This window comes from Leifsonia poae, assembly GCF_020009625.1.
Classification (GTDB): Bacteria; Actinomycetota; Actinomycetes; order Actinomycetales; family Microbacteriaceae; genus Leifsonia; species Leifsonia poae_A.
Genome location: NZ_JAIHLP010000002.1, coordinates 2,462,811 through 2,484,886 on the forward strand (window position 1 = coordinate 2,462,811; position 22,076 = coordinate 2,484,886).

A 22,076-nucleotide genomic window follows, 5' to 3' on the forward strand; every position below is an offset into this window, starting at 1 on the left:
TCTCCGGAACGCGCGGCTCGAGCGCGAGCGGCGGGCGGAAGGAGTTCGGGGGAGTGCGTCGGCCGGGTCAGTGGGTCAGCGCGAGTTGGGGGAGGACCGAGATGAGGGCGGCGAGCTCCGGAACGTCGCCGGCGTCGGTGAGGGCGCGTTCGAGGGCCTCGTCGTGCACCGGTCTCGCCTGGTCGAGGAGGTGGCTGCCCGCCGCCGTCAACTCGGTGTAGATGCCGCGCCGGTCGTCGTCGCAGAGCACGCGAGTGAGCAGCCCGCGGTCTTCGAGGCGGTTGACCAGTCGCGTCGTCGCACTCGGGCTGAGGGCGCTCGCGCGGGCGAGCTGCTGCATGCGCATGTGCCAACCGTGCTGCCTGTTGAGGGCGTCGAGCACGGTGTACTCGACGACGGACAGGTTCGCCTGTCGTGCGAGCGAGCGTTCGAGCTCGTTCCCGATGAAGTCGTGCAGCGCGGTGAGAGTGCGCCAGCCCTGGGCGCGGACTTCGAGTGCATCGTCGGCGATTCCCATGTCCGTCCTTCCATTCGTCGGTGCAGCGAGGGGTTGCGTGAAGTAGTTGCATGTGCAACTATTTATGACGCGTCTGCAACTATTAGAGTACGCGTTCCGGTGCCCCGTCGCACCATCCCCATCCGGACCATCCAGGGAGTACCCATGCCAATCGGCCTCATCGCCCTCGCCCTCGGCGGATTCGGCATCGGTCTGACCGAGTTCGTCATCGCCGGCCTGCTGCCCGAGGTCGCGGCGGACTTCCATGTCGATGAAGCCGCCGCCGGCTGGCTCATCTCCGGATACGCCCTCGCGGTGGTCGTGGGTGCGCTCGGCCTCACCGCCACCGTCACCCGGCTGCCGCGCAAGACCGTTCTGCTCGGGCTCATGGTGCTCTTCATCGTCGGAAACGCCGTGTCTGCGCTGGCGCCCAGCTACACGGTGATGCTCACCGGACGGGTGCTCGCCGCGCTCTGCCACGGTGCGTTCTTCGGAATCGGTTCGGTGGTGGCCGCCGGGATGGTCGCCCCCGAGAAGAGGGCCCGCGCGATCGCGATCATGTTCACGGGTCTCACGGCCGCGAACGTGCTCGGCGTCCCGTTCGGCACTCTGCTCGGCCAGGCCCTCGGCTGGCGCTCCACGTTCTTGGCGATCACTGTCATCGGCGTCGTCGCGCTCGCCGGGGTGGCGCTGCTCGTGCCGCGCGCAACAGAGGCGCCGCACAGCGACGGACTCCTGCGTGAGCTCCGGGCATTCCGCTCCGGGCAGGTCTGGTTGTCGATCGTGGTGACCATCCTCGGATTCGGCGGGATGTTCGGCGCCTTCACCTACATGGCGTACACCCTCACCGAGGTCTCCGGGTTCGCCTCATCGGCCGTGCCGTGGCTGCTCATCCTGTTCGGCGTCGGGCTCTTCGCCGGCAACGCACTCGGCGGCCGGTTCGCCGACCGGGCCCTCGACACGAGCCTCGTGGTCATCCTCTTCGCACTCGCCGTCGTCCTCGCCGTGTTCGCCCTGGTGGCCGGGAATCCGGTCGCGACCGTCGTCGCACTCGTGCTGCTGGGCTTCTTCGGCTTCGCGACGGTTCCGGGGTTGCAGACCCGGGTGATGACGTACGCCGATCGCGCCCCGACCCTCGCCTCGGGGGCGAACATCGCCGCGTTCAACCTCGGCAATGCCCTCGGCGCGTGGATCGGCGGCCTCGCCATCACCGCCGGGCTGGGGTACACGTCCCCTCTCTGGGTGGGCGCCGTGATCACGGCCGGGGCGGTCGTCGTGATGGCGGTGGCGGCCGCACTCGCCCGGCGGTCGAGTCTGAAGATCGAAGAAGATACCGGGCGACCTCTTCCGGTGGCGTGACGAGGGGCGTACAGTGCGTTCTATCTGAGTGCAGGGGGTGACCTGGTGGAAGAGGCAGCCGTCGAACGGCCGAGCTTCCTCACGCCTGCCCGTCTCGTGGTCGGGTCCCTGGTCGGCGGTGCGGGAATCGCACTGCTCGCACTCTTCTTCGGGGGTTCTGCGGCGCACGCGGCCGAGCCGGCTCCGCCGCCTCCGGCGCACTCGCTGTTGAGCGGTGTCGGATCCCTGGTCTCGGGCGTCGACGACACCGTCTCGTCGGTGGTCGGTCACGTCGGGACCACGCTCGGTGCGGTCACCGCACCGGTCGCGACCGTCGTTCCGGCCCCGGTGCAGAACGTCGTCTCCACGGTCACGACCCCGGTCACGGATGTGTTGCACAACGTAGCCGCGGCCACGCCGGTCTCGCATATCGTCACGCCGGTCACGTCAGCGGTTGACTCCGTTTTGAACGCTGTACCGGTCACGCATCAGCTCCTCGGCGACAACCCGCTCGGCACCATCGTCAACCCGGTCGCAGCCACCGTCGACAACACGGTCGGTGCGGTAGCGGGTTTGACGCACGATGCGGTCGCCCCGCTCGGAGGGCAGCCCGCCGCGAGCGGCGGCGGCACAGGAGGACCCGGTTCGGGCGAGCCGGGGGGCGGCGTGATCGCCGGGCCGCCGCTCGTCTCACCGAATGACGGCACGTCATCGCTTTCACCGGGCGTCGCCACAGTGATGAACGCTGGTGCGGTGCTCACGGTCGGCGGGCCAGCGTGGTCAGCCGTGCATCCCGTGCCCGGTACCGCCGCGGTGACCGGCAGCGACCCGAGTGGTGCGCCCGGCGCACCGTTCGACCCGAACGGGCGCGGCCCGCTGGCTCAGCCTGCGACGACCGGTGGCGGCGCGGCCGGCCCCGGATCGGGCGCGGCCGGCGTCGGCTCGGCCCTGCCCTCTGACATCTTCGCCCTGTCCACCGCCGCGAGCGGCGCACAGGGGCCCTCGACGGACGACCGCTTGCCGTCGTCGCCCGTCGCCGACAACGACTCCAGCCCCGACTGAGTGGGTCGCCTCTGCCCTTTTTGGGCGGAAACGCGACCAAAGTCTCCCGTTCCGGGAGCGAACAGCACTCAATCGAAGGGCTTTCCTCATGAACAAATACGTGTCGAGGGGGTTGTGGTTCACCCTCTTCCTCGGCGGTCTCTCACTGGCCGGAGTCGGAGTGGCCAACGCCGCCGAATCCAGCGGCAGCGACGGGGTCGCCTCTGGCGACCAGGCGGCCGTCAGTGTCACCGTGCCGATCAGCCTGAGCGGCAACGGCATCAGCCTGCTGGGCACCTCCTCCAGTTCTGGCGCCCACACGACGACACCGGCCGCGGCCCCCGCCGCAACACCATCGGTCGCCGTGTCGAGCTCCGGACTCGGGGGCGTGCTCTCGGGCGACCAGGCACTGCTCCATGTGAGCGTGCCGGTCACCGTTTCGGGCAACTCCATCAGTGCCGTCGGCGACAGCACGAGCAGCGGGGCGACGACCGCCGCTCCCGCCGCAGCCCGGGCGGCGACGCCGGCGGCCGTGCCGACGACATCCGGCAGCAACGGTATCGCCTCCGGTGTCCAGGCGCCCATCGGCGTCTCGGTGCCCGTGACTGTCGGCGGCAACGCGATCAGCGTGCTCGGCGACACCTCGTCGACGGGCGCGTCCACGAAGACGCCGACGGCTCCCGCCGGGGCGCCGACCGGCGCACTGAGCACCTCGGGCGAAGACGGTATCGCCTCGGGCGCGCAGGTGCCGATCAGTGTGGGCATCCCCGTGACGGTCGGCGGCAATGCGATCAGCCTGCTCGGCGACTCGCACAGCACTGGCGCCGCCACGGCCACTCCGGCCGGAACGACGGCGGCCCCGGGAGGATCCGGGTCGACCACATCGGGCTCCGATGGCATCGCTTCGGGGATCCAAGCGCCGATCGGCGCGGCTGTGCCGGTGACGGTGGGTGGGAACGCGATCAGCCTGCTCGGCGACTCGAAGACCACCGGTTCGGCGACGACCGGTGGCGGAACCCAGGCGGCGACACCGGGCGGTGGTTCGACGACCTCGGGCACAGGCGGCCTCCTCGGCGGTCTGCAACTGCCGATCGGCGCGGCGATCCCGGTGACGGCGGGCGGCAACGCCATCAGCGCGGTCGGTGATTCGACGAGCTCCGGTTCATCGACCACCGGCGGCTCCGGTGGGGGAACCGGTCTCGGCCTCTCGACGAGTGGCGGGGGCGGGCTGCTCGGCGGTCTGCAGCTGCCGATCGAGCTCGGCATTCCGGTGACGCTCGGCGGCAACGCGATCAGTGTGATCGGTGACAGCACGACGGACGGATCGACGACAACGCCCACGACGCCCACGACGCCGACCACGCCCACGACCCCGACTACGCCCACGACCCCGACCACCCCGACCACCCCGTCGACACCGGGGTCCGACACGACGGTGGCCGGTGCCGGCCCGGTGACAGTGCTCGCCTCGGGGAGCGCCTCGGCGCTCGCAGAAACCGGGTCGAACACCGCGGGCGCGTCGAGCCTCGGCGTGATCGCGGCCATGCTGGCGCTGGTCGGCGTCGTGCTGCTGTTCGGAGCGCGCAACCGCGCGACCCGGCACGCACGCAGGCTGCGGAGCACCCACCGCACGCACTGAAAGCGGGCGGCCGTGCCGCCGGGCCACGCGCCCGGCGGCACGCCGTGCTGCCCGGGAGCGGAAACGGGAGCGGGCCGTCAGGCCACGCCCACCGCGCTCCATTCCGCGACGACGTCTCCACGGCCTGCGGCGCGGAAGGCGAGGATCGCAGCCCCGATGCGGCCCGCATCCCCGCCGAGCTCGCTGCGCACGACGCGGGGCCGTTCACGCCAGGCCAGACCCTCGGACATGCGGGCCGTAAGCGGCACGAGAAGAGCGTCGCCGGCGCGGGAGAACCCGCCCCCGAGGACGATCACGTCGGGGTCGAGCAGCAGAGTGAGGGTGTTGAGCCCCTGGGCGAGCACGTCGACGGCCTCGGACCAGACGCGGTCTGCCACCGGATCGGCACCGAGCCTGCCGACGATCTCGCGCGAGCTCAGGGGGTCGCCACCCGCGGTTGCGTAGCGCCGCGCGAGGCCGGCGCCGGAGACGTAGACCTCCAGGCATCCGCGCTGACCGCAGGTGCAGAGCTCGCCCCCCGGCACCATCGGGATGTGACCGAACTCGCCCGCGGCACCCGTGGCGCCGGTCACGATGTCGCCGGCGGTGACCAGGGCGGCCGCCACGCCTGTGCCGATCGGGACGAGCACGAAGTCGTCGGTGCCACGCGCCGCCCCGATGAGGCGTTCGGCGAGCCCGGCCGCCCGCACATCGTGGCCGAGCGCCACGGGCACATCGAGAGCCTCGCGGAGCGCATCGAGCAGGGGCACATCGCGCCAGTCGAGGTTGGAGGCGTACAGCACGACGCCGCGCTCCTCGTCGACGATACCGGGCGTCGCGACGCCGGCGCCGATCACGCGGCAGTCGAGCTCGGTCGCCCGGGCGTGCAGGTCGTGGAACAGGGCGATGAGGGCGGCGACCACGTCGCTGGCCGGAGTCGGCCGGGTGAGCTCGGCGACCGTGCGGCCGAACTCGGTGACGATGGCGCCCTTCATGGCCGTACCGCCGAGGTCGACGGCGAGAACGGCTGCGGATCGATCGTCGCTCATGCGGCGGCACCGCCCGCGAGCGCGTTGATCAGCTCGGCGACGATCGCCTCCGAGGTCGCGATGCGAACGCCGGAGTCGTAGGCGGACGGTGTGTCCGCAACGGTCGGCAAAGCCGCGCTGGGAACGGCCGCGCCGGCGCGGAGGTGAACCTCCGCAACACCCGTCCGGCGAACCAGGTCTGCGACGTTCGACGGCCGCACACCGCCGCCGGCGAGGATGACGATGCGCCCGGCGGCGCGGGTCACAAGCTGTGCGAGCCTATCTGCTCCGTCGGGCGCGGTGACCGCCCCACCGGAGGTGAGGATGCGGCCGACCCCGGCCCGGATCAGCACGTCGAGGGCGGCGAGCAGGTCGGGCGTCTGATCGAACGCTTTGTGGAAGGTGACCGGGTGCTCGCCACAGGCGTCGATCATCCGTTCGAGAGAGCTCGAGTCGATCGTGCCGTCGGGGCGCAGAGCGCCGATCACGAACCCGAGGGGGACACCGGCCGGATTCGGCAGCTCGCGCACGGCGCGGATGTCGGCCACCATCGCCTCGACCTCCGCCGTGCTGTAGACGAAGTCGCCGGCCCGTTGACGCACGAGCACGTTGATGCCGATGCGCGTCGCCGTGCGCAGGGCCACGGAGATGGTGCCGATGCTGGGGGTCGTGCCGCCGTCGCCGAGCGAGGCGCACAGCTCCACCCGGTCGGCACCGGCATGTTCGGCCGCGAGAACGCCGTCCAGGTCGTCGAGGCACACCTCGACGGCGGTCACGCGGAGGCCCCGAGGGCGGCGGCCAGGTCGCGACCGACGGCGATCTCGCCGACCGGCACGCCCCCACCGAGTACGGGAAGCGAGGTCAGGACGGTGGCGCCGGAGATATCGGTGCCGAACGCCTCGAGCACCTTGAGGGCGACGAGCGTGGTGGCGCGCGGGCTTCCGTCGACGATCTTCATCGACACGGCCGTGCCGTCGGCCGCGGCGACCCCGATCACGCCCTCGGCGCCGCCCTTCGCGAGAGCACCGGGAACGGTCTCCATCAGGGTCGAGTTCTGGTGCCCCGAGCCGCCGACGTAGAAGGGATGCTCGCGCATGGCCGCGGCCACCTGGCCGGCCGGTGAGGCCGGGTCGGCCTGCACAAGGGAACGGAAGGATTGGGCGACACCGCGCACGGTGGTGCCGAACAGCGGTGCGCCGCAGCCGTCGATGGCGTCGTGGCCGACCGGAACGCCGGTGAGCTCGGCCATCGTGGCGCGCACATGCTGCTGCAGCGGGTGGTCGGTGTGCAGGTAGTCGTGGGTCGACCAGCCGTTCACGGTACAGGCCAGAAGCATGGCGGCGTGCTTTCCCGAGCAGTTCATGCGGATGCGCGCCCGAGGCTCACCCGCCCGCACCAGGCGCTCGAACGTGCCCTCGTCTTCCGGGCGGTCGACCGGGCAGCCCAGGGCGCTCTCGTCGAGGCCGGCCCGTTCGAGGATTTCGCGTACGACCCGCACATGCTCGTCTTCGCCGGTGTGGCTGCCGGCGGCGATGGCGAGTTCCGGCCCGGCCAGCGGAGCACCGGCCGTGAGGCAGGCGAGCGCCTGCAGGGGCTTCACCGTCGACCGGGGCAGCACCACCGCATCCGGGGTGCCGAGCTCGAGCAGCGCGGCTCCCGACGGATCCACGGCCACCAGCGAGCCGAAGTGGCGGCTCTCGACGAGGCCGGACCGGATCACGGCGGCGAGCTCGGCCAGGTCGGCGACGGCCGGTTCGGCAGCGGCCGGTTCGGCAGCGGCGGGGGTGGGCGGGAAGGGCGACTCAGACATTCGCGGCTTTCGTGTGATCGAGCGCCGGCAGCGCCGGCAGGGGTGGTTGCTTGGCCGGGCGTCGACGCGAGCCGCGTTGCAGACGCGACGCCAGGAACGAGAGGCTGCCGTTGACCACGAGGTAGATCGCGGTCACGGCGATGTAGGTCGGGATGAGCAGGTGCAGGTAGGAGGCGAGCACCTGACCGCGGTACAGCAGCTCGGTGAAGGCGACGATGTACCCGAGCGAGGTGTCCTTCAGCAGGCTCACCAGCTGGGTCACCAGTGACGGGGCGACATTGCGGAACGCCTGCGGGAGCACCACGAAACGCATCGCCTGCGCCGAGCGCATCCCCAGGCTGAGGGCTGCCTCGCGCTGACCGCGGGGCAGACTCGCGACGCCGGCGCGCACGATCTCGGCGAAGACGGCCGAGTTGGCGATGGTGAGCGGAACGACCAGCTTCCACAGCGTCGGCAGGTTGATACCGATCTGCGGAAGCCCGAAGAGCATCAGGTAGATCATCAGGAGCACCGGAATCGTCCGGGCGATCTCGATGTAAGCGGAGCAGAGCCAGCGCAGCCAGCGCTGGTGGCTCATCCGGCCGAGGGCGAGCAGCACGCCGAGCGCACCGCCCAGCACCGCGACGATCGCGGCGGCCTCCAGGGTGCCGAGCAGGCCGACGAGCAGGTAGCTCCAGATCGCCCAATCGGTGAAGGGTGCCCAGCGTTCCGGATCGAGCTGGCCGTGGGCGGCGAACTGCCAGAGACCGAGGCCGAGCACGACCACGATGACCGCACTGCTGACGATCGAGCCGAGCAGGATGTTCCGGCGGCCGCGCGGGCCGGGCTTGTCGTACATGAACGAGGAAGCGTATTGCCGCTTCGGCTTGCGCGGGCGGGCGGGTGCGGGACGGTCGGGGATGAGCTGGGCGGTCATCGGACGATCGCCACCTTTCGTTCGACCCATCCGGCGGTGAGGCCGATGACGAGGGCGATGGCCATGTAGATGAGGCCGGCGCCGGAGAAGATGAGGATGGGCTGCGCGGCCACGAGGTTGATCTTGTTGACCGTGGCGGTGAGCTCGACGACGCCGACCGCGGCCGCGAGGGCGGTGTTCATGGCGAGGGCGATCATCACATTGCCGATCGGCTGCACGACCGCGCGCAGTGCCTGCGGGATGATCACGAACCGCAGCGACTGCGAGAGGGTGAACCCGAGGGCGCGGGAGGCCTCGACTTGCCCGACCGAGACGGTGTTCACCCCGCTGCGCACGGCTTCGGCGACGTAGGCGGCCTCGTACACGGTGAGCACGATGATCGCCGTGGGGGTGAGGGGGAGCAGGAGTCCCGCATCGGGGAGCGCGAAGACCGCGAGCAGCAGCAGTGCGAGCAGCGGGACGTTGATGAAGAACTGCACGTAGACGAAGGCGGCGCCGCGCAGGATCGGGATGGGGCTCACCCGCGCCACCGTCACGAGAACACCGAGCACGATCGAGCAGACCCCGGCGATGAGCGCCATCATCAGGGTCGTGCCGAGTGCCTGGGCGATCAGCCCGAGGTTGTCGATCAGGGGGTTCATTGTTCACTCATTCGGAAAAGGGGCAGGGACGTGAGGGCCGGGGCGCGCGCGAAGGAACGATGGGCACTCCGCGCGCGCCCGAGCGGTCAGGAGCCGGGGACCGAGCCGATCGCCGGCGGGGTCGGGATGGCGGAGTCGGTCACGGTGCCGAGCGTGGTCTTCCACGCCTTGCCCCACTGGCCGTCCTTCTGGATGGTCTTCAGCCAGGTGTTGATGAACGACTTGAAGTCGCTGTCACCGTGCTTGAGGCCGATGCCGTATGGCTCCTTGGTGAACGGCTCGCCGACGACCTTGATCTGCTTCTCGCTGGCCGCGTCGCTCGCGAGCAGGGTGTAGTCCTGCACGTAGGCGTCGCCGCGGCCCTGAATGAGCGCCTGGACGGCGGCCGGGTCGGTGGCGAAGGCGGTGATCTTGGCGGTCGGGACCTGCTTGGGCACCTCGGTGACGGCGGGGGTGTTCGCCCCGACGATCACGTTCTTGCCGGCGAGGTCCTTGATGCTCTTGATCTTGTCGTTGTCGCTCTTGACGGCGACGGCCAATCCGGATTCGAAGTACGGCCCGGCGAAGTCGATCTGCGTCGCGCGCTCCGGTGTGATCGTGTAGGTGTTGAACACGACGTCGACCGTGCCGTTTTGCAGCATCGCTTCACGGGTCTCCGAGGCGGGCGGCACGATCTCCACATTCGGCTTGCCGAGGATGTAGATGGCGAGCAGCTTGGCGAGGTCGGCATCGAACCCGGTCACTTGGTCCGGGTTCGTCGGGTCCTGCTGCGAGAGCAGCGGGGCATCGAGCGCCTCGGCGACGATGAGCTTGCCGCGCTTCTTGATGGCTTCCATCGTCGAGTTCGGCAGGATGAGGTCGGCCTTCGCGACCGGGGCGTCGGCGAAGACCGAGGCGGCGTTGGTCGAGCCGGCGCTGGAGCCGCTGCCGGGCAGGGCGGTGTTGCTGGAGCAGGCGGTGACGGCGAGTGTCACGGCGGCCAGCATCATGCCGGCGGCCATCGCCTTCTTGCGGGGGAATCGGGTCATGGGTACTGCGTCCTTCCTCAGGGGGATGTGTGGTGCAGGGGTTACCTTCCGTGCACTTAGTGCGACAGGACGGAAGCCAGGAACGAGCGCGCGCGCTCGGATCGGGGGGCGTCGAAGAAGTCGGCCGGGGCGGCCTGCTCGACGATCTGTCCGCGGTCCATGAAGACCACGCGGTCGGCGGCACGGCGGGCGAAACCCATCTCGTGGGTGACGACGATCATCGTCATTCCGTCGTGGGCGAGCGAGGTCATCACCTCGAGCACCTCCCCGACCATCTCGGGGTCGAGCGCGCTGGTGGGCTCGTCGAACAGCATGACCTTGGGGTGCATGGCGAGTGCGCGGGCGATCGCCGCGCGCTGCTGCTGGCCGCCGGAGAGTTGCGCCGGGTGGCTGTGCGCCTTCTCGGCGATGCCGACCCGGGCGAGCAGCTCCATAGCCTCTTTCTCGGCGTCGGCCTTCTTGGCGCCGCGCACCTTGATGGGTGCGAGGGTCACGTTCTCGAGGATCGTGCGGTGTGCGAACAGGTTGAACGACTGGAAGACCATGCCGACATCGGCGCGCAGCCGCGCGAGCGCGGCCCCTTCGACGGGGAGCAGTTCGCCGTCGACACGGATCTCGCCGGCGTCGATGGTCTCGAGGCGGTTGATCGACCGGCAGAGGGTCGACTTGCCCGAGCCGGAGGGGCCGACGACGACGACTACCTCTCGGGGCTGCACGGTCAGCTCGATGTCTTTGAGCACGTGCAATTCGCCGAAGTGCTTGTTGACCGCGTGCAGGCTCACCATGGGCTGGGTGCGTGCATCCGTTGCTGTCATCGGGTTCCTCGCGTCATTGTCGATCGTTCTGTCGGTCGGGGCCGGTGGGGGCAGGCCTCGATCGGGGTTGCGGAAAGCGTACTAAGTCTTTGCCGTTTTACGCAATCATGGAGTTACTTTCTGCAAATTCGAATAAAGTCGATACAGTATCCTCGACCCAAACGTCTTCAGAGTGGAGTGGCACGGCGCGATGAACAGCACCACGGACGCCCTGCAGGGCCACGGCTCGTCGGCCGGCGCCATCCTCGACCTCATCCGGTCGGGGCGCTCCCGATCGCGGGCCGAGATCGCCCGCTCCACCGGACTCTCGCCCTCCACCGTCGCCCAGCGCATCGACGCCCTGATCGGCGCCGGCTACGTGAGGGAAGCGGGGGAAGGTGTCTCACAGGGAGGCCGCCGCCCGCGCACGCTGGAGGTCGACCCGTCCACCGGCGTCGTCTGCGCCGTCGACCTCGGCTCGCACCACGCCACCTTCGGCCTGCTCGACCTCTCCGGGCGCCTGATCGCAGTGCGCAACGAAGGCATGGACATCGGAGACGGCCCCCGCCGCATCCTCACCTGGATCACCGCGGTTGCCGACGAACTCGTGGCGGAGCACGGCCAGCCCGGCCAGCGGATGCGCGGCTACGGCATCGGGCTGCCCGGCCCTGTCGACTCCGCCGGAGTGATGGTCTCGCCCTCGCGCATGCCCGGCTGGAACGGCGTGGACGTCGCCGCCATGATGACCGCGCTGAGCGGACTCCCCACCGCCATCGACAACGATGCCAATCTGATGGCCCTCGGCGAGCACGTCAGCCTGCGCGACGATGTGAAGCATTTCGTCTTCGTCAAGGCCGGCTCCAGCATCGGCTGCGGGGTTGTCGCCTCGGGCGACCTCTACCACGGGTTCCACGGCATGGCGGGGGACATCAGCCATGTCACCGTTCCGGGCGCCCCGCCCGTGCTCTGCTCCTGCGGCCGCACCGGGTGCCTGGATGCGGTGGCCGGCGGCGCCGCCATCGTTCAGGCACTCCGCGACGCCGGTGTGGCGGTGGAAGACACCAGCGAGGTGCTGGCGCTCGCCCGTGACGCGCATCCGCTCGCCACCCAGATGCTGCGCGAGGCCGGAACCCGCGTCGGCGGGGTGCTGGCCACCATCATGAACTTCTTCAACCCGCAGCGTCTCGTGCTCGGCGGCATCCTGGGCGAGGCCGAGGCCTTCGTGGCCGGGGTGCGCTCCACCATCTACTTCGAGTGCCTCCCGATGGTCACCGACACGCTCGACATCGCGGTGAGCGTCGCGAAAGACCGCGCCGGCATCCTCGGCGCCGGCCGGCTCGTGCTCGACCTGCTCTTCGACACGCACGAGATCAACCGCGTGGTGCGCTGAGTGCACCACCGCATCGCCGTGGTGGGCGCGGGGCGCATGGCACGCGCCCACGCCGGTGCGTGGGCGCGTCTCGGCCTCGAGGTCGCCGTCGTCGTGTCACCGCGTCGCCGGCCCGAGCTGCCCGAAGCTCCGAACGCCCGGTGGGCCACCTCCCTCGACGACGTGCTGGCCGACCCCACGCTGACAGTCGTCTCGGTGTGCACGCCGACCCCCAGCCATGCGTCGATCGCGATCGCTGCGCTCGACGCGGGGAAGAACGTGCTGCTGGAGAAGCCGATCGCGCTGACGGTCCCCGACGCGCTGTCGGTGTCGGCGGCCGCCGAGCGGAGCCCCGGCGTTCTCATGGTGGCACAGGTCGTGCGCTTCTTCGCCGGGTACTCCGACCTGGCCGATCGTGTGGCTGCGGATGCGATCGGCACGGTCCGTGCGCTGCGCGCCTGCCGCCTGTCGGCGACGCCGGAGTGGGCGCCGTGGCTCGCCGACGAGCAGCAGTCCGGCGGCATGATCGTGGACTTCGCCATCCACGACTTCGACCAGGCCAACCACTTTCTCGGCACCCCTGTCGCGGTTCGCAGCGTGCGGGGGCCGGGCACGGGGATCGGCGCCGGCTTCGGCACCCCGGTCGAGACGACGATCGAGTACGCCGACGGTGGGGTCGCACAGGTGCTCAGCGTCGCCGACCTGCCGGCCGACTATCCCTTTCGCAGCACCCTCGAACTGGTCGGCTCGCGGGGAACGGATGCGGTGCACAGCGATGCCGGCGACGCCTTCCTCGCGCAGGCGCGCAGTTTCCTGTGCTGCGTCGACGCCGGTCAGGATTCGCGACGCTCGCCGACCGCGGCGGCGGTGGACGCCCTGCGGGTCGCCCTCGCCGCCCGCGACTCTCTGCACTCCGCTGCGCGCATCGAACTCCCCGCCCTCCCGGCCCGCTGACCCGACACCGGGATCCGCGTCACCGGGATCCGCGACACCGGGATCGTAACGGGGTGGGAACCGGGCGGCGCGATCCGGCAGGATGAACGTATGAGCCTTCTGCGCGCGGACGACCGCATCCTGTTCATCGGAGATTCGATCACGGATGCGGAGCGTGTGCGCACCGACCCCGCCGATCTCGGCCAGGGCTACGCCCGGGTCGTGGCGGAGTCGCTCGCCGAGACGCGCCCCGAGCTGGCGATCGAGGTCATCAACCGCGGCATCAGCGGCGACCGCGCCGTCGACCTCCAGGCGCGCTGGGAGGAAGACTGCCTCGATCTGACGCCGACCGTGGTCTCGCTGCTCGTCGGCGTCAATGACACCTGGCGCCGGTTCGACTCGAACGACCCCACGTCGACCGAAGCCTTCGAGACCTCGGTGCGCGACCTGCTGACCCGGGCGCGGGAGTCGCTGAACCCCCGGTTCGTGCTGCTCGAGCCGTTCACCCTGCCGGTCGGCCCGGTGACCCCGGAATGGCGGGACGACCTGGAACCGCGCATCGTGGTCATCCGTGCGCTCGCAGCCGAGTTCGACGCCGTGCTGGTGTCGACGGACGAGCTCTTCGCCTTCTGGGCGACCGAGCGCCGCGCGGCCGAACTGCTGGGGGATGGCGTGCACCCGACCCCGCTCGGTCACGAGCTGATGGCACAGGCCTGGCTCGGCGCAGCGGCCTGATCGGCCGGAACACGGGCATTTCAATTGGCGCTCCACGCCGATAGGTTGATGCCATGAAGATCGTGCGCACCACCGTTCTCGTTCTGGCCATCGCGGCCGCGGCCTCCCTCACCGGATGCGCGGCGAACTCCCCGAGCGCGAGCCCCACCCCGACCGCATCCGCCGACTCGTCGGTGTCGGTGTTCGTCGGCTCCTGGGGGGACGACGCCCAGGGGCAGCCGTCGCTGACCATCGCCGCCGACGGCGCCTTCAACGGGTCGGATGGCTGCAACGCGATGGCAGGCAAGGCGACCTTCGTCGGCGACAAGCTCGAGTTCGGGCCGTTCGCCAGCACGCTGGTGGCCTGCGAGGGTGTTCACCCCTGGCTCTCCCTGGCCTCCACTGCCACGGTGTCGGGCGACACCCTCACCGTCTTCAAAGCGGATGGCGACAAGATCGGCACGCTGGCGAAACGGTGACCGCTCGGCGCGCATCCGCTCGCCCGCCTGCCGTGCCGAATCGGCGAACGGGCTGGAACCGGATGCCCGACGGCGGCACTATGGAGAACGGGCGTGCCCCGTCGTGCCCCAGCGAAGGAGAACCGAATGGCTGAGTCCACCCAGGTGCTGTCCGGCGCCGGCATCGGTCAGGGCGTCGCGCTCGGTCGGGTGCTGCGGATGGCCGACCCGCTGCCCGACCCGGTCGACGAGGCGAGCAACCGTACGCCCGACGAGGAGCGCGCCCGCTCGGCGTCAGCGGTGACGATCGTCGCCGCCGATCTGCGCGAGCGTGCGGCGCGGGTCTCCGGCACGGCCGCCGACGTGCTCGAAGCGCAGGCGATGATGGCCGAGGATTCGTCGCTCGCCGATGACGTATCGGAGCGGATCGCGACGGGGAAGACCGCGGAGCGTGCGGTGTTCGAGGGCTTCGCGGTCTACCGCGACATGCTCGTCGGCCTGGGCGGATATCTCGGTGAGCGTGCGGCCGACCTCGACGATGTCGCACGCCGGGTGATCGCCGCCATCGCCGGGCGACCGGCTCCCGGTGTTCCGGAGTCCGAAGAGCCGTACGTGCTCGTGGCGCACGACCTTGCGCCGGCCGACACGGCACTCCTCGACCTCACCAAGGTGCTCGGACTCGTCACCCGCGAGGGCGGGCCCACGTCGCACACGGCCATCCTGGCGCGGGAGAAGGCGATCGTCGCCCTCGTCGGCGTTGCCGGAGCCGACGCCATCCCCGCCGGTGCCGAGGTCGTGGTGGATGCTGCGGCAGGCACGGTCACGGTGGCCCCCGACGAGACCGCCCGCACGGGGCGCTCCGCCGCATCCGGGAACGCGAGCAGGCGCTCTCCGGCGGCAACCGGCCGGGCGCGCTCGCCGACGGCACCGCCGTCCCCCTGCTCGCGAACCTCGGCTCGCCCGACGGCTTGCAGCGGGCGCTCGACGCGGGGGCGGAGGGCGTCGGCCTGTTCCGCACCGAGTTCCTCTTCCTCGACCAGCGGCTCGCCCCCACCGTGGATCAGCAACGTGAGCAATACACCGCCCTCCTCGACGCGTTCCCCGAGAAGAAGGTCGTTGTTCGCGTGCTCGACGCCGGCGCCGACAAGCCGCTCGAGTTCCTGGGCGACGGCACGGCGGAAGACAACCCGGCGCTGGGGATGCGGGGGCTGCGGTCGCTGCGAGCCAATGAACCCCTGCTGCGCGACCAGCTGACCGCCCTGGCCGAAGCCGACGCCGCGACGAACGCGGACCTGTGGGTGATGGCGCCGATGGTGGCCACCGTGGAGGAGACCCGCTACTTCGTCGAACTCGCCACGGCGCTCGGGCTGAAGACCGTGGGCGTCATGATCGAGGTGCCGTCGGCAGCACTGCTGGCCGACCGCATCCTGCGTGAGGCGGCGTTCGCCTCGATCGGCACCAACGACCTCACGCAGTACACGCTGGCGGCCGATCGGCTGCTCGGGTCGGTCGCGGGCTATCAGGATCCGTGGCATCCCGCTGTTCTGAAGTTGATCGGCGAGGTCGGTCAGGCGGGGAGCGCGGCCGGCAAACCCGTCGGCATCTGCGGCGAGGCGGCGGCCGATCCGCTGCTCGCCGTCGTCCTCGTCGGGCTGGGCGCCACGACGCTCTCCATGTCGCCGGCCGCGATCGCCGATGTCCGGCTTTCGCTGCGGCGGTTCACCCTCGATCAGGCGAAACGGCTGGCGGCTGTCGCGCTCGCTGCCGACGGTGCGGCCGAGGCGCGGGATGCGGTGCGCGCGGCCGTCGCGGAGTCCGTCTGAGCCGAACGCTCAGCGCGGCACGATCGGGGTCGCCGGGTCGAGGCACCAGGCCTCCACGGCCGGCCATGCGCCGTAGCCTGCCGTGCGTTCGAGGTGACCGCCGCCGGGGACGACCGTGACCGGCAGCCCGAACGGCGCGCCGAATACGGCGGTCGCACCCGCGGGGCAGAACGGGTCGTCGTCCGAAGCGGCGATCAGGGTCGGCGTCGCGCCGGCGATGAGTGGCAGCCGCGCGAACGCGGCGATCGCGGGGAAGCCGGCCACCACCTCCGGTGAGGGCGGGGCGACGAGCAGCACACGCTCCACCGACTCGTCACCCGACAGGGTCTCCGTGCCCAGCCAGAGCAGGCAGGCGAGACTGTGGCAGAGCACTACGACATGGGCTTCGTTGCCCGAGGCTTCCGCAAGCGCCGCTCCGGCCGCGTCGCGCCAGGCGTCGACCGAGGGGCGTGCGGCATCCGGCAATTGGGGGTAGACCACGCGCTCGCCGCGGGAACGGAGCGCGGTCGCGAGCTCATGCTGCCAATGCCCGGGCGGCCGGAAGTTGTCCCACCCGTGCAGGATGAGGAAAGATCTCGTCACACTGCATTCTTTCGCAGGGCCCGCCCCGGCACCTGGTCGGTTCGCGTCGAGTCGGCGATCACCGGGCGCCCGGCGATGAACACCCAGGGGATGCCGACGGCGGGGCGCCGCGGGTCGGCGTCAGTGGCGCGGTCGGCGACGGCGTGCGGGTCGAACAGCACGAGGTCGGCGACGGCGCCCGCCCGGATGCGCCCTCGGTCTGTGAGCCCGAGCCGGGCGGCGGGACGCGCCGACAGGTGCACGATCGCGTCTTCGAGGGTCAGCACGCCCTCCTCGCGCACATAGTGCCCGAGGTAGCGGGGGAACGTACCCCAGGCGCGGGGGTGCGGCTTGGTGCCCACCAGGATGCCGTCGCTTCCGCCGGTGTGCCGCGGATGCCGCATCATCGTGCGCACGTTCTGCTCGTCGCCGACGTGCTGCAGGATGCTCGTGCCGAGCCGGTCGGCCGTCAGCAGATCGAAGTACACGTTCGATGGGGGTGCGCCCCGGCGCTCGGCCAGCGCCGCGATCGTGTGACCGACGGCCGGGAGCAGCGCCGGATCGAGCACACCGGCGATCTCGACCGTGCCCCACTCCACGGGGACGCCGTGGCAGCCGTCCGAGCCGGTCACTTCCAGTTCGTAGGCGATCCGGGCGCGGTCGGCCGGGTCGCGCAGCCGCGCGAGGGTCGCCTCCGGGCCCCCGGCGGACGCCCAGCCGGGCAGCAGCGCCGACAGCGTCGTCGACCCGGAGAGGTAGGGGTACGTGTCGATGGTGATGTCGAGTCCGGCCGCGAGACCGCCGTCGATCAGGGCGACGAGTTCGCTCGCGCGGCCCCGGTTGACGGCGAAGTTCATCGTGGCGTGGGTGAGATGCAGGGCGCATCCGGCCTGCGCGGCCACGTCGAGCATCTCGGCATAGGCCGCCAGCGCGCCCGCGCCATAGGAGCGCTGGTGGGGTGCATAGAAGCCGCCGTGCTCGGCGACCACGGTGCAGAGGGCGACGAGCTCGGCGGTGTCGGCGAACATCCCGGGCGCGTAGGTGAGGCCGGAGGAGAGGCCGAACGCGCCGTCGCGCATCCCGTCGGCGATGAGTCTGCGCATCTCGCGGAGCTCGTCGGGGGTGGCGGTGCGGCGCTCCGAGCCGACGACGGCCATCCGCACGGATCCCTGCGGGATGAGGTAGGCCACGTTCGTCGCGGTGCCGTGAGCGTCGACGGCGGCAAGATAGTCGGCCACGCTGCGCCAAGCGAAGTCCAGGCCCGGTCCGGTGCCGTTCCAGCCGGCGATCTGTTCGCGCAGCATCGGCATGGTCTGCTCGGTGGCCGGCGCGTAGGAGAGGCCGTCCTGCCCGATCACCTCGGTGGTGACGCCCTGCGACACCTTGGCGAGGTGGGCGTGATCGGTGAGCACGGCGAGATCGGAGTGCGCGTGCATATCGATGAAGCCAGGGGCGACGGCGAGACCGTCCGCGTCGAGGATTCGCCCGCCGACGGGGGCGTCGAGCCGGCTGGCTGCGTTCACTCGGCCCACGGCGGCGATGCGTCCGCCCTCGACCAGGACGTCGCCCACGAAGCCAGGCTCGCCCGATCCGTCGAGCACCAGGGCCCCGCGGATGAGTGTGCTCCCGCCCTCCGGCACGGTCATACTCCGTGGACGGCGGCCGAAAAGGTCTTCGCCTGCTCGCGGATCGCCTGCCACTGTCCCGCCTCGATCGCCGCCGCGCTGACGACGCTCGATCCCGCCGTCACGGCGAGGGCTCCCGCGGCCACCCAGTCGGCGGCCGTGCCCGCGTGCACCCCGCCGGACGGGACGAAGGCCACATCGGGGAAAGGGCCGCGCAGGTCTTTGAGATACCCGGGCCCGACGAGGGAGGCGGGGAAGATCTTCACGGCGGCCGCACCCCACTCCATGGCCCGCATGACCTCGCTGGGGCTGAGCGCGCCGAGGAGGAAGGGGATGCCCGCCTCGCGTGCGACGGCGGCGACGCCCTCGTGCAGCCCGGGCGTCACCAGAAAGCGCGCACCCGCCGCGATGGCGGCCTCGGCCTTGGCTTCGTCGGTCACGGTTCCGACGCCGACGACGGCCCCGTGATCGGCGGCCGTGGCCACCGACTCCGCCACGATGCGCTCCACCTCCGGCGTCGTGAACGTGAACTCGACCGTGCGGATGCCGCCGCTCGCGAGCGCACGACAGAGGGCGGCGGGGTCTTCGATGCGGGGGGCGCGCACCACGGTGAGCGCGCGATCGGCGCGGAGGATGTCGAGGATCATGGTTCTCCCGGTTCGCGGCGGTCAGCCGAAGGTGGTCTCGAGCAGGCCGATCACGCGGGGGTCGGCCGCCTCCACATCGTCGACGATGGCGAGGGCGCGCCATTTGTCGAATGTGGTGCACGGATGCGACAGCCCGAAACGCACGACATCCCCCACGTCGAGCGCCAGCCCGGGCGGAACGCTCACGAAGCTGTGCTGGTCGTTCATCGCGGTGACGACCGCATCCTGGATCGGGATGGTGGTCGTGGAGCCTCGGCGGCGGACGGCCTGGGGTACGGGCAGACCTTCGTCGTAGGGGAGGTCGCGTTTTCCCGCATCCACCAGCGCGAGTCCGGGTTCGGGGCGGGAGACCACCGTGGCCCAGCCGTGGATCGCGGCGTGGAACCCTGCGTTCGATTCTTCGCGGTCGAGCGGGGTGATCCCGTGGTAGAAGCCGTCGTCGTGCGTGATGTAGGCGCCCGAGCGGAGCAGGACCTCAACCACGCGACCACGTGCGCCGACGGGGTCGTGACGCGCGGCGAGGACCTCCGCGACGATGTCGAAGTAGGCGCTGCCACCGGCGGTCAGGATCGCCGTGCCGCCGGCGGGGTAGAGCCCTTCGGCTTCGATCGCGTCGTGCAGCGCGACGAGGGTGCGCAGGTAGTCGCGCACAACGGACAGTGCTGTTTCGTCGCCGGTGTGCGCCAGTGCTCCCTCATAACCGCTGACGCCGGCGAGGGTGAGGGCGGGGGAGGTCGTTACGGCGCGGGCGACGGCGAGGGCTTCGCCCTGCGTTCGAGCCCCGGTGCGGCCGCCCGCGCTGCCGAGCTCGACCAGCACGCCGAGGGGCGCGGGGGCCCGGGCGGCGCTCAGCGTCTCCTGCATGATCTCCACTGCGGCGACCGAGTCCGCCCAGACCAGCACCTGACCGGGTGCCCCCTGCCGGGCGGTGAACCGCAGCGCATCCGGCTGCACGAGGGCGTTGGCGAGCATCACGCGGGGGATGCCCCACTCCAGCGCCACCGAGAGCTGCCAGGGCGTCGCCACGGTGATCCCCCACGCCCCGGCCGCGAGCTGCCGTTCCCAGAGCGCGCGGCTCATGGTCGTCTTCCCGTGCGGCGCCAGACCGACGCCCGCCCGGGCGCACCAGGCGGACATCGTGTCGAGGTTGTGCTGCAAAGCGGCTTCGCTCAGCGTGACGAGCGGGGTGGGGAAGGTGTGCAGCGCCGGTCGCCTGCTCGCCAGGGCGGTGACGTCATCCGCGGTGGAACCGAGCGGCATGGCCTTCGAGGTCTGCATGGCATCTCCTCCTGTGCGTTGCGCATAGCGCAACGGGCGTTGCAGATTGTGTTGTGCCTGTTCTACCATGCAGGATGACGCCGGCGAAACCCGAGAACACGGCATCCGGACGAAACGAGGCGGCGGTGCAACGGGAACCCGTGCAGGTCACGACGATCGGCGAAGCCATGATCGCGCTGTTCCCCGATACCCCGCTTCCGCTCGCGGAGGCGCACACCTTCGGTTCCGATGTGGGCGGCGCCGAGTTCAATGTGGCGAGCACGCTGGCCCGCATGGGCATCCGCACCGCGTGGATCTCACGCCTCGGCGCCGACGGGTTCGGCGACCGCATCCGACGCACCGCGGCCGAAGCAGGTGTCGACACCGCCGCGGTCGAGACCGATGACAAGCGTGCGACCGGTCTCTACGTGAAAGAGACGGCATCCGGGCTGAACGGGACACGCACCCGGATGCACTACTACCGTCGCGAATCGGCCGCCTCGGCGATCGGCCCGGCCCTGCTCCGCTCCGAGGCCGCCGCTGCGGCGCTGCGCGAGTCGCGGATCGTCCACACCTCCGGGATCACGGCCGCCCTCTCGGTCTCGGCCGCCGAAGCCCTCGCCGGGCTGCGCGATGCCGTCGGGCCGCACGCCATCGTGAGCGTCGACCTCAACTACCGCCCGTTGCTCTGGCGCGACCGCGCGACCGACCCTCTGGATGCGCTTGTCGCCCAGGCGGACGCCCTCTTCGTGGGCGTCGACGAGGCCGGCGCCCACTTCGGCCACGCCGACGGGGAGCGACTGTTCGCCGACCACCCCCGCCTCAGCCGGCTCGTGCTGAAAGACGAAGCCATGCACGCTTCCACGCTGCGTCGGGACGGAACGCAGATCCGTGTCCCCTGTCTCACAGTTGAGGTGGTGGAACCAGTCGGCGCGGGTGACGCCTTCGCCGCCGGCTATCTGGCGGCCCTGGTGGAGGGGCGCGACGAGACGACCTGCCTGCGGCTCGGGCACGCACTCGCGGCGCTCACTCTGATCGGCTCCGGCGATCGTCCCGTCACGGTTCCGGATGCGGCGGAGCGCGACCGCATCGCCGCCGCCCCCGACGAGGTCTGGGCAGCGTGGCGTGTGCACCCCGGCGAGATCCCCTGGCGGCGGTCATGAGCCAGTCCTTGGCACGCGGCCTCGAACTGCTCGACCTCGTCTCGCGCGGGGTCGACTCGCTCGACACCCTGGCGGCGGCCACGGGCGTGCACAAGACGACGGTGCTGCGCCTGCTGCAGACGCTGGAATCGCATGGCTACGTCACCCGCGACGTGTCGTACCGCTACCACGTGGGTTCGGCGGTCTTCGGGCTCGCCCAGACCGCCCTCGACACCCGGGATGTGCGTCGCGTCGCCGCCCCCACGCTGCGGGCGCTCGGCGCGACGACCGGCCAGACCGTGCACCTGGCCGCCTTCGACGGGGAGACGGTGATCTACATCGACAAAGTCGAGTCGCGTCAGCCGTTGCGGATGTACTCCCGCATCGGGCTTCCCGCCGCCCTTCACGCCACCGCGGTGGCGAAGATCCTGCTCGGCGGACTCGACGACGCCGACCTCGACCGTGTGGCCGCGGCCGTCGACTACGAGCGGTTCACCGGGTGCACCATCGCCGGCCCCGACGAGCTGATCGCCGAGGTGCGCCGCTCCGCCGCCCGCGGCTGGGCGCAAGACCACGAGGAGCACGAGACCTTCATGAACTGCGTCGGCGCCCCCGTCTTCGGCGCCGACGGACGGGTTGCCGCTGCCGTGTCGGTCTCGGTTCCGAACGTCGTGCTTTCCTACGCCGGTGTGCTCGACCTGCTTCCCGCGCTGCGAGAAGCCACTGCGGCGATCTCCGCCGAGCTCGGGTTCGTGGGCGAAGCGCCCTTCGTGCTTCCGCCCGCCCTCCCCACCCTCCCCACCATCCCCACCGTCTGACCGTCTCGAAAGGACCACC

Annotated in this window: 21 protein-coding genes and 1 pseudogene; 10 read left to right on the forward strand and 12 right to left on the reverse strand. The window is 71.0% G+C overall.

What is annotated here, in order from left to right; genetic code table 11:
* Window positions 1-67: 67 nt before the first annotated feature.
* The gene (locus K5L49_RS12525; protein ID WP_223693193.1) at window positions 68-517 is read right to left on the reverse strand and encodes a MarR family winged helix-turn-helix transcriptional regulator; all 450 of its coding nucleotides are present in this window, start codon (window positions 515-517) and stop codon (window positions 68-70) included.
* Window positions 518-661: 144 nt separating this feature from the next.
* Between K5L49_RS12525 and K5L49_RS12530 the strand changes: the two genes are divergently transcribed.
* From K5L49_RS12530 to K5L49_RS12540, 3 genes are all read left to right on the forward strand, one after another.
* Entirely contained in the window at window positions 662-1,855 is a 1,194-nt protein-coding gene (locus tag K5L49_RS12530) for an MFS transporter (RefSeq protein WP_223693195.1), read from the forward strand.
* A gap of 45 nt (window positions 1,856-1,900) precedes the next feature.
* Window positions 1,901-2,896, forward strand: a complete 996-nt coding sequence (locus K5L49_RS12535; RefSeq protein WP_223693197.1) for a hypothetical protein — start codon at window positions 1,901-1,903, stop codon at window positions 2,894-2,896.
* A gap of 88 nt (window positions 2,897-2,984) precedes the next feature.
* Window positions 2,985-4,514, forward strand: coding sequence for a chaplin family protein (locus K5L49_RS12540; RefSeq protein ID WP_223693199.1), 1,530 nt, complete (start codon window positions 2,985-2,987; stop codon window positions 4,512-4,514).
* Between the two features lie 77 nt (window positions 4,515-4,591).
* Here K5L49_RS12540 and K5L49_RS12545 read toward each other — a convergent pair whose 3' ends face one another.
* From K5L49_RS12545 to K5L49_RS12575, 7 genes are all read right to left on the reverse strand, one after another.
* Window positions 4,592-5,542: an ROK family protein gene (locus K5L49_RS12545; RefSeq protein WP_223693201.1), complete on the reverse strand. Its 951-nt coding sequence runs from the start codon at window positions 5,540-5,542 to the stop codon at window positions 4,592-4,594.
* The gene (locus tag K5L49_RS12550; protein ID WP_223693202.1) at window positions 5,539-6,297 is read right to left on the reverse strand and encodes a copper homeostasis protein CutC; all 759 of its coding nucleotides are present in this window, start codon (window positions 6,295-6,297) and stop codon (window positions 5,539-5,541) included. Before K5L49_RS12550 ends, K5L49_RS12545 begins: the two co-directional genes overlap by 4 nt.
* Complete coding sequence (locus tag K5L49_RS12555) at window positions 6,294-7,331, reverse strand: asparaginase (protein ID WP_223693204.1); 1,038 nt, start codon at window positions 7,329-7,331, stop codon at window positions 6,294-6,296. Before K5L49_RS12555 ends, K5L49_RS12550 begins: the two co-directional genes overlap by 4 nt.
* The gene (locus K5L49_RS12560) at window positions 7,324-8,247 is read right to left on the reverse strand and encodes an amino acid ABC transporter permease (RefSeq protein WP_223693205.1); all 924 of its coding nucleotides are present in this window, start codon (window positions 8,245-8,247) and stop codon (window positions 7,324-7,326) included. Before K5L49_RS12560 ends, K5L49_RS12555 begins: the two co-directional genes overlap by 8 nt.
* On the reverse strand, window positions 8,244-8,888 hold the full coding sequence (locus tag K5L49_RS12565; protein WP_223693207.1) for an amino acid ABC transporter permease: 645 nt from the start codon (window positions 8,886-8,888) through the stop codon (window positions 8,244-8,246). The genes K5L49_RS12560 and K5L49_RS12565 overlap by 4 nt, the downstream gene beginning before the upstream one ends.
* Before the next feature lie 86 nt (window positions 8,889-8,974).
* Window positions 8,975-9,916: a glutamate ABC transporter substrate-binding protein gene (locus K5L49_RS12570; protein ID WP_223693209.1), complete on the reverse strand. Its 942-nt coding sequence runs from the start codon at window positions 9,914-9,916 to the stop codon at window positions 8,975-8,977.
* Window positions 9,917-9,972: 56 nt separating this feature from the next.
* On the reverse strand, window positions 9,973-10,731 hold the full coding sequence (locus K5L49_RS12575) for an amino acid ABC transporter ATP-binding protein (protein ID WP_308116542.1): 759 nt from the start codon (window positions 10,729-10,731) through the stop codon (window positions 9,973-9,975).
* A 190-nt stretch (window positions 10,732-10,921) separates the two neighbouring features.
* Here K5L49_RS12575 and K5L49_RS12580 point away from each other — a divergent pair, with 190 nt between their 5' ends.
* From K5L49_RS12580 to ptsP, 5 genes and pseudogenes are all read left to right on the forward strand, one after another.
* A complete protein-coding gene (locus tag K5L49_RS12580) occupies window positions 10,922-12,100 on the forward strand; it encodes an ROK family transcriptional regulator (RefSeq protein ID WP_223693211.1) in 1,179 nt (392 codons plus the stop codon).
* Complete coding sequence (locus K5L49_RS20480) at window positions 12,101-13,033, forward strand: Gfo/Idh/MocA family protein (RefSeq protein WP_223693213.1); 933 nt, start codon at window positions 12,101-12,103, stop codon at window positions 13,031-13,033.
* A 90-nt stretch (window positions 13,034-13,123) separates the two neighbouring features.
* Entirely contained in the window at window positions 13,124-13,747 is a 624-nt protein-coding gene (locus K5L49_RS12590) for an SGNH/GDSL hydrolase family protein (RefSeq protein WP_223693215.1), read from the forward strand.
* 53 nt (window positions 13,748-13,800) lie between these two features.
* Window positions 13,801-14,205 (forward strand): META domain-containing protein, encoded by a 405-nt coding sequence (locus tag K5L49_RS12595; protein WP_223693217.1) that lies wholly within the window; start codon window positions 13,801-13,803, stop codon window positions 14,203-14,205.
* Window positions 14,206-14,403: 198 nt separating this feature from the next.
* Window positions 14,404-16,007 (forward strand): annotated as a pseudogene (gene ptsP, locus K5L49_RS20690) (phosphoenolpyruvate--protein phosphotransferase).
* Between the two features lie 9 nt (window positions 16,008-16,016).
* On the opposite strand, the gene K5L49_RS12610 reads toward ptsP, so the two are convergent.
* The 4 genes from K5L49_RS12610 to K5L49_RS12625 are packed head-to-tail and all read right to left on the reverse strand — an operon-like array spanning window position 16,017 to window position 20,118.
* The gene (locus tag K5L49_RS12610) at window positions 16,017-16,589 is read right to left on the reverse strand and encodes an RBBP9/YdeN family alpha/beta hydrolase (RefSeq protein WP_223693218.1); all 573 of its coding nucleotides are present in this window, start codon (window positions 16,587-16,589) and stop codon (window positions 16,017-16,019) included.
* Entirely contained in the window at window positions 16,586-18,214 is a 1,629-nt protein-coding gene (locus tag K5L49_RS12615; protein WP_223693220.1) for an N-acyl-D-amino-acid deacylase family protein, read from the reverse strand. Before K5L49_RS12615 ends, K5L49_RS12610 begins: the two co-directional genes overlap by 4 nt.
* Window positions 18,211-18,840 (reverse strand): bifunctional 4-hydroxy-2-oxoglutarate aldolase/2-dehydro-3-deoxy-phosphogluconate aldolase, encoded by a 630-nt coding sequence (locus tag K5L49_RS12620; protein ID WP_223693222.1) that lies wholly within the window; start codon window positions 18,838-18,840, stop codon window positions 18,211-18,213. The genes K5L49_RS12615 and K5L49_RS12620 overlap by 4 nt, the downstream gene beginning before the upstream one ends.
* Before the next feature lie 21 nt (window positions 18,841-18,861).
* Window positions 18,862-20,118, reverse strand: coding sequence for an alanine racemase (locus K5L49_RS12625; RefSeq protein WP_223693224.1), 1,257 nt, complete (start codon window positions 20,116-20,118; stop codon window positions 18,862-18,864).
* Between the two features lie 74 nt (window positions 20,119-20,192).
* On the opposite strand from K5L49_RS12625, the gene K5L49_RS12630 reads away from it, so the two are divergent.
* The gene (locus tag K5L49_RS12630; protein ID WP_223693225.1) at window positions 20,193-21,260 is read left to right on the forward strand and encodes a sugar kinase; all 1,068 of its coding nucleotides are present in this window, start codon (window positions 20,193-20,195) and stop codon (window positions 21,258-21,260) included.
* Entirely contained in the window at window positions 21,257-22,057 is an 801-nt protein-coding gene (locus K5L49_RS12635) for an IclR family transcriptional regulator (RefSeq protein WP_223693227.1), read from the forward strand. The genes K5L49_RS12630 and K5L49_RS12635 overlap by 4 nt, the downstream gene beginning before the upstream one ends.
* Window positions 22,058-22,076 lie beyond the last annotated feature (19 nt).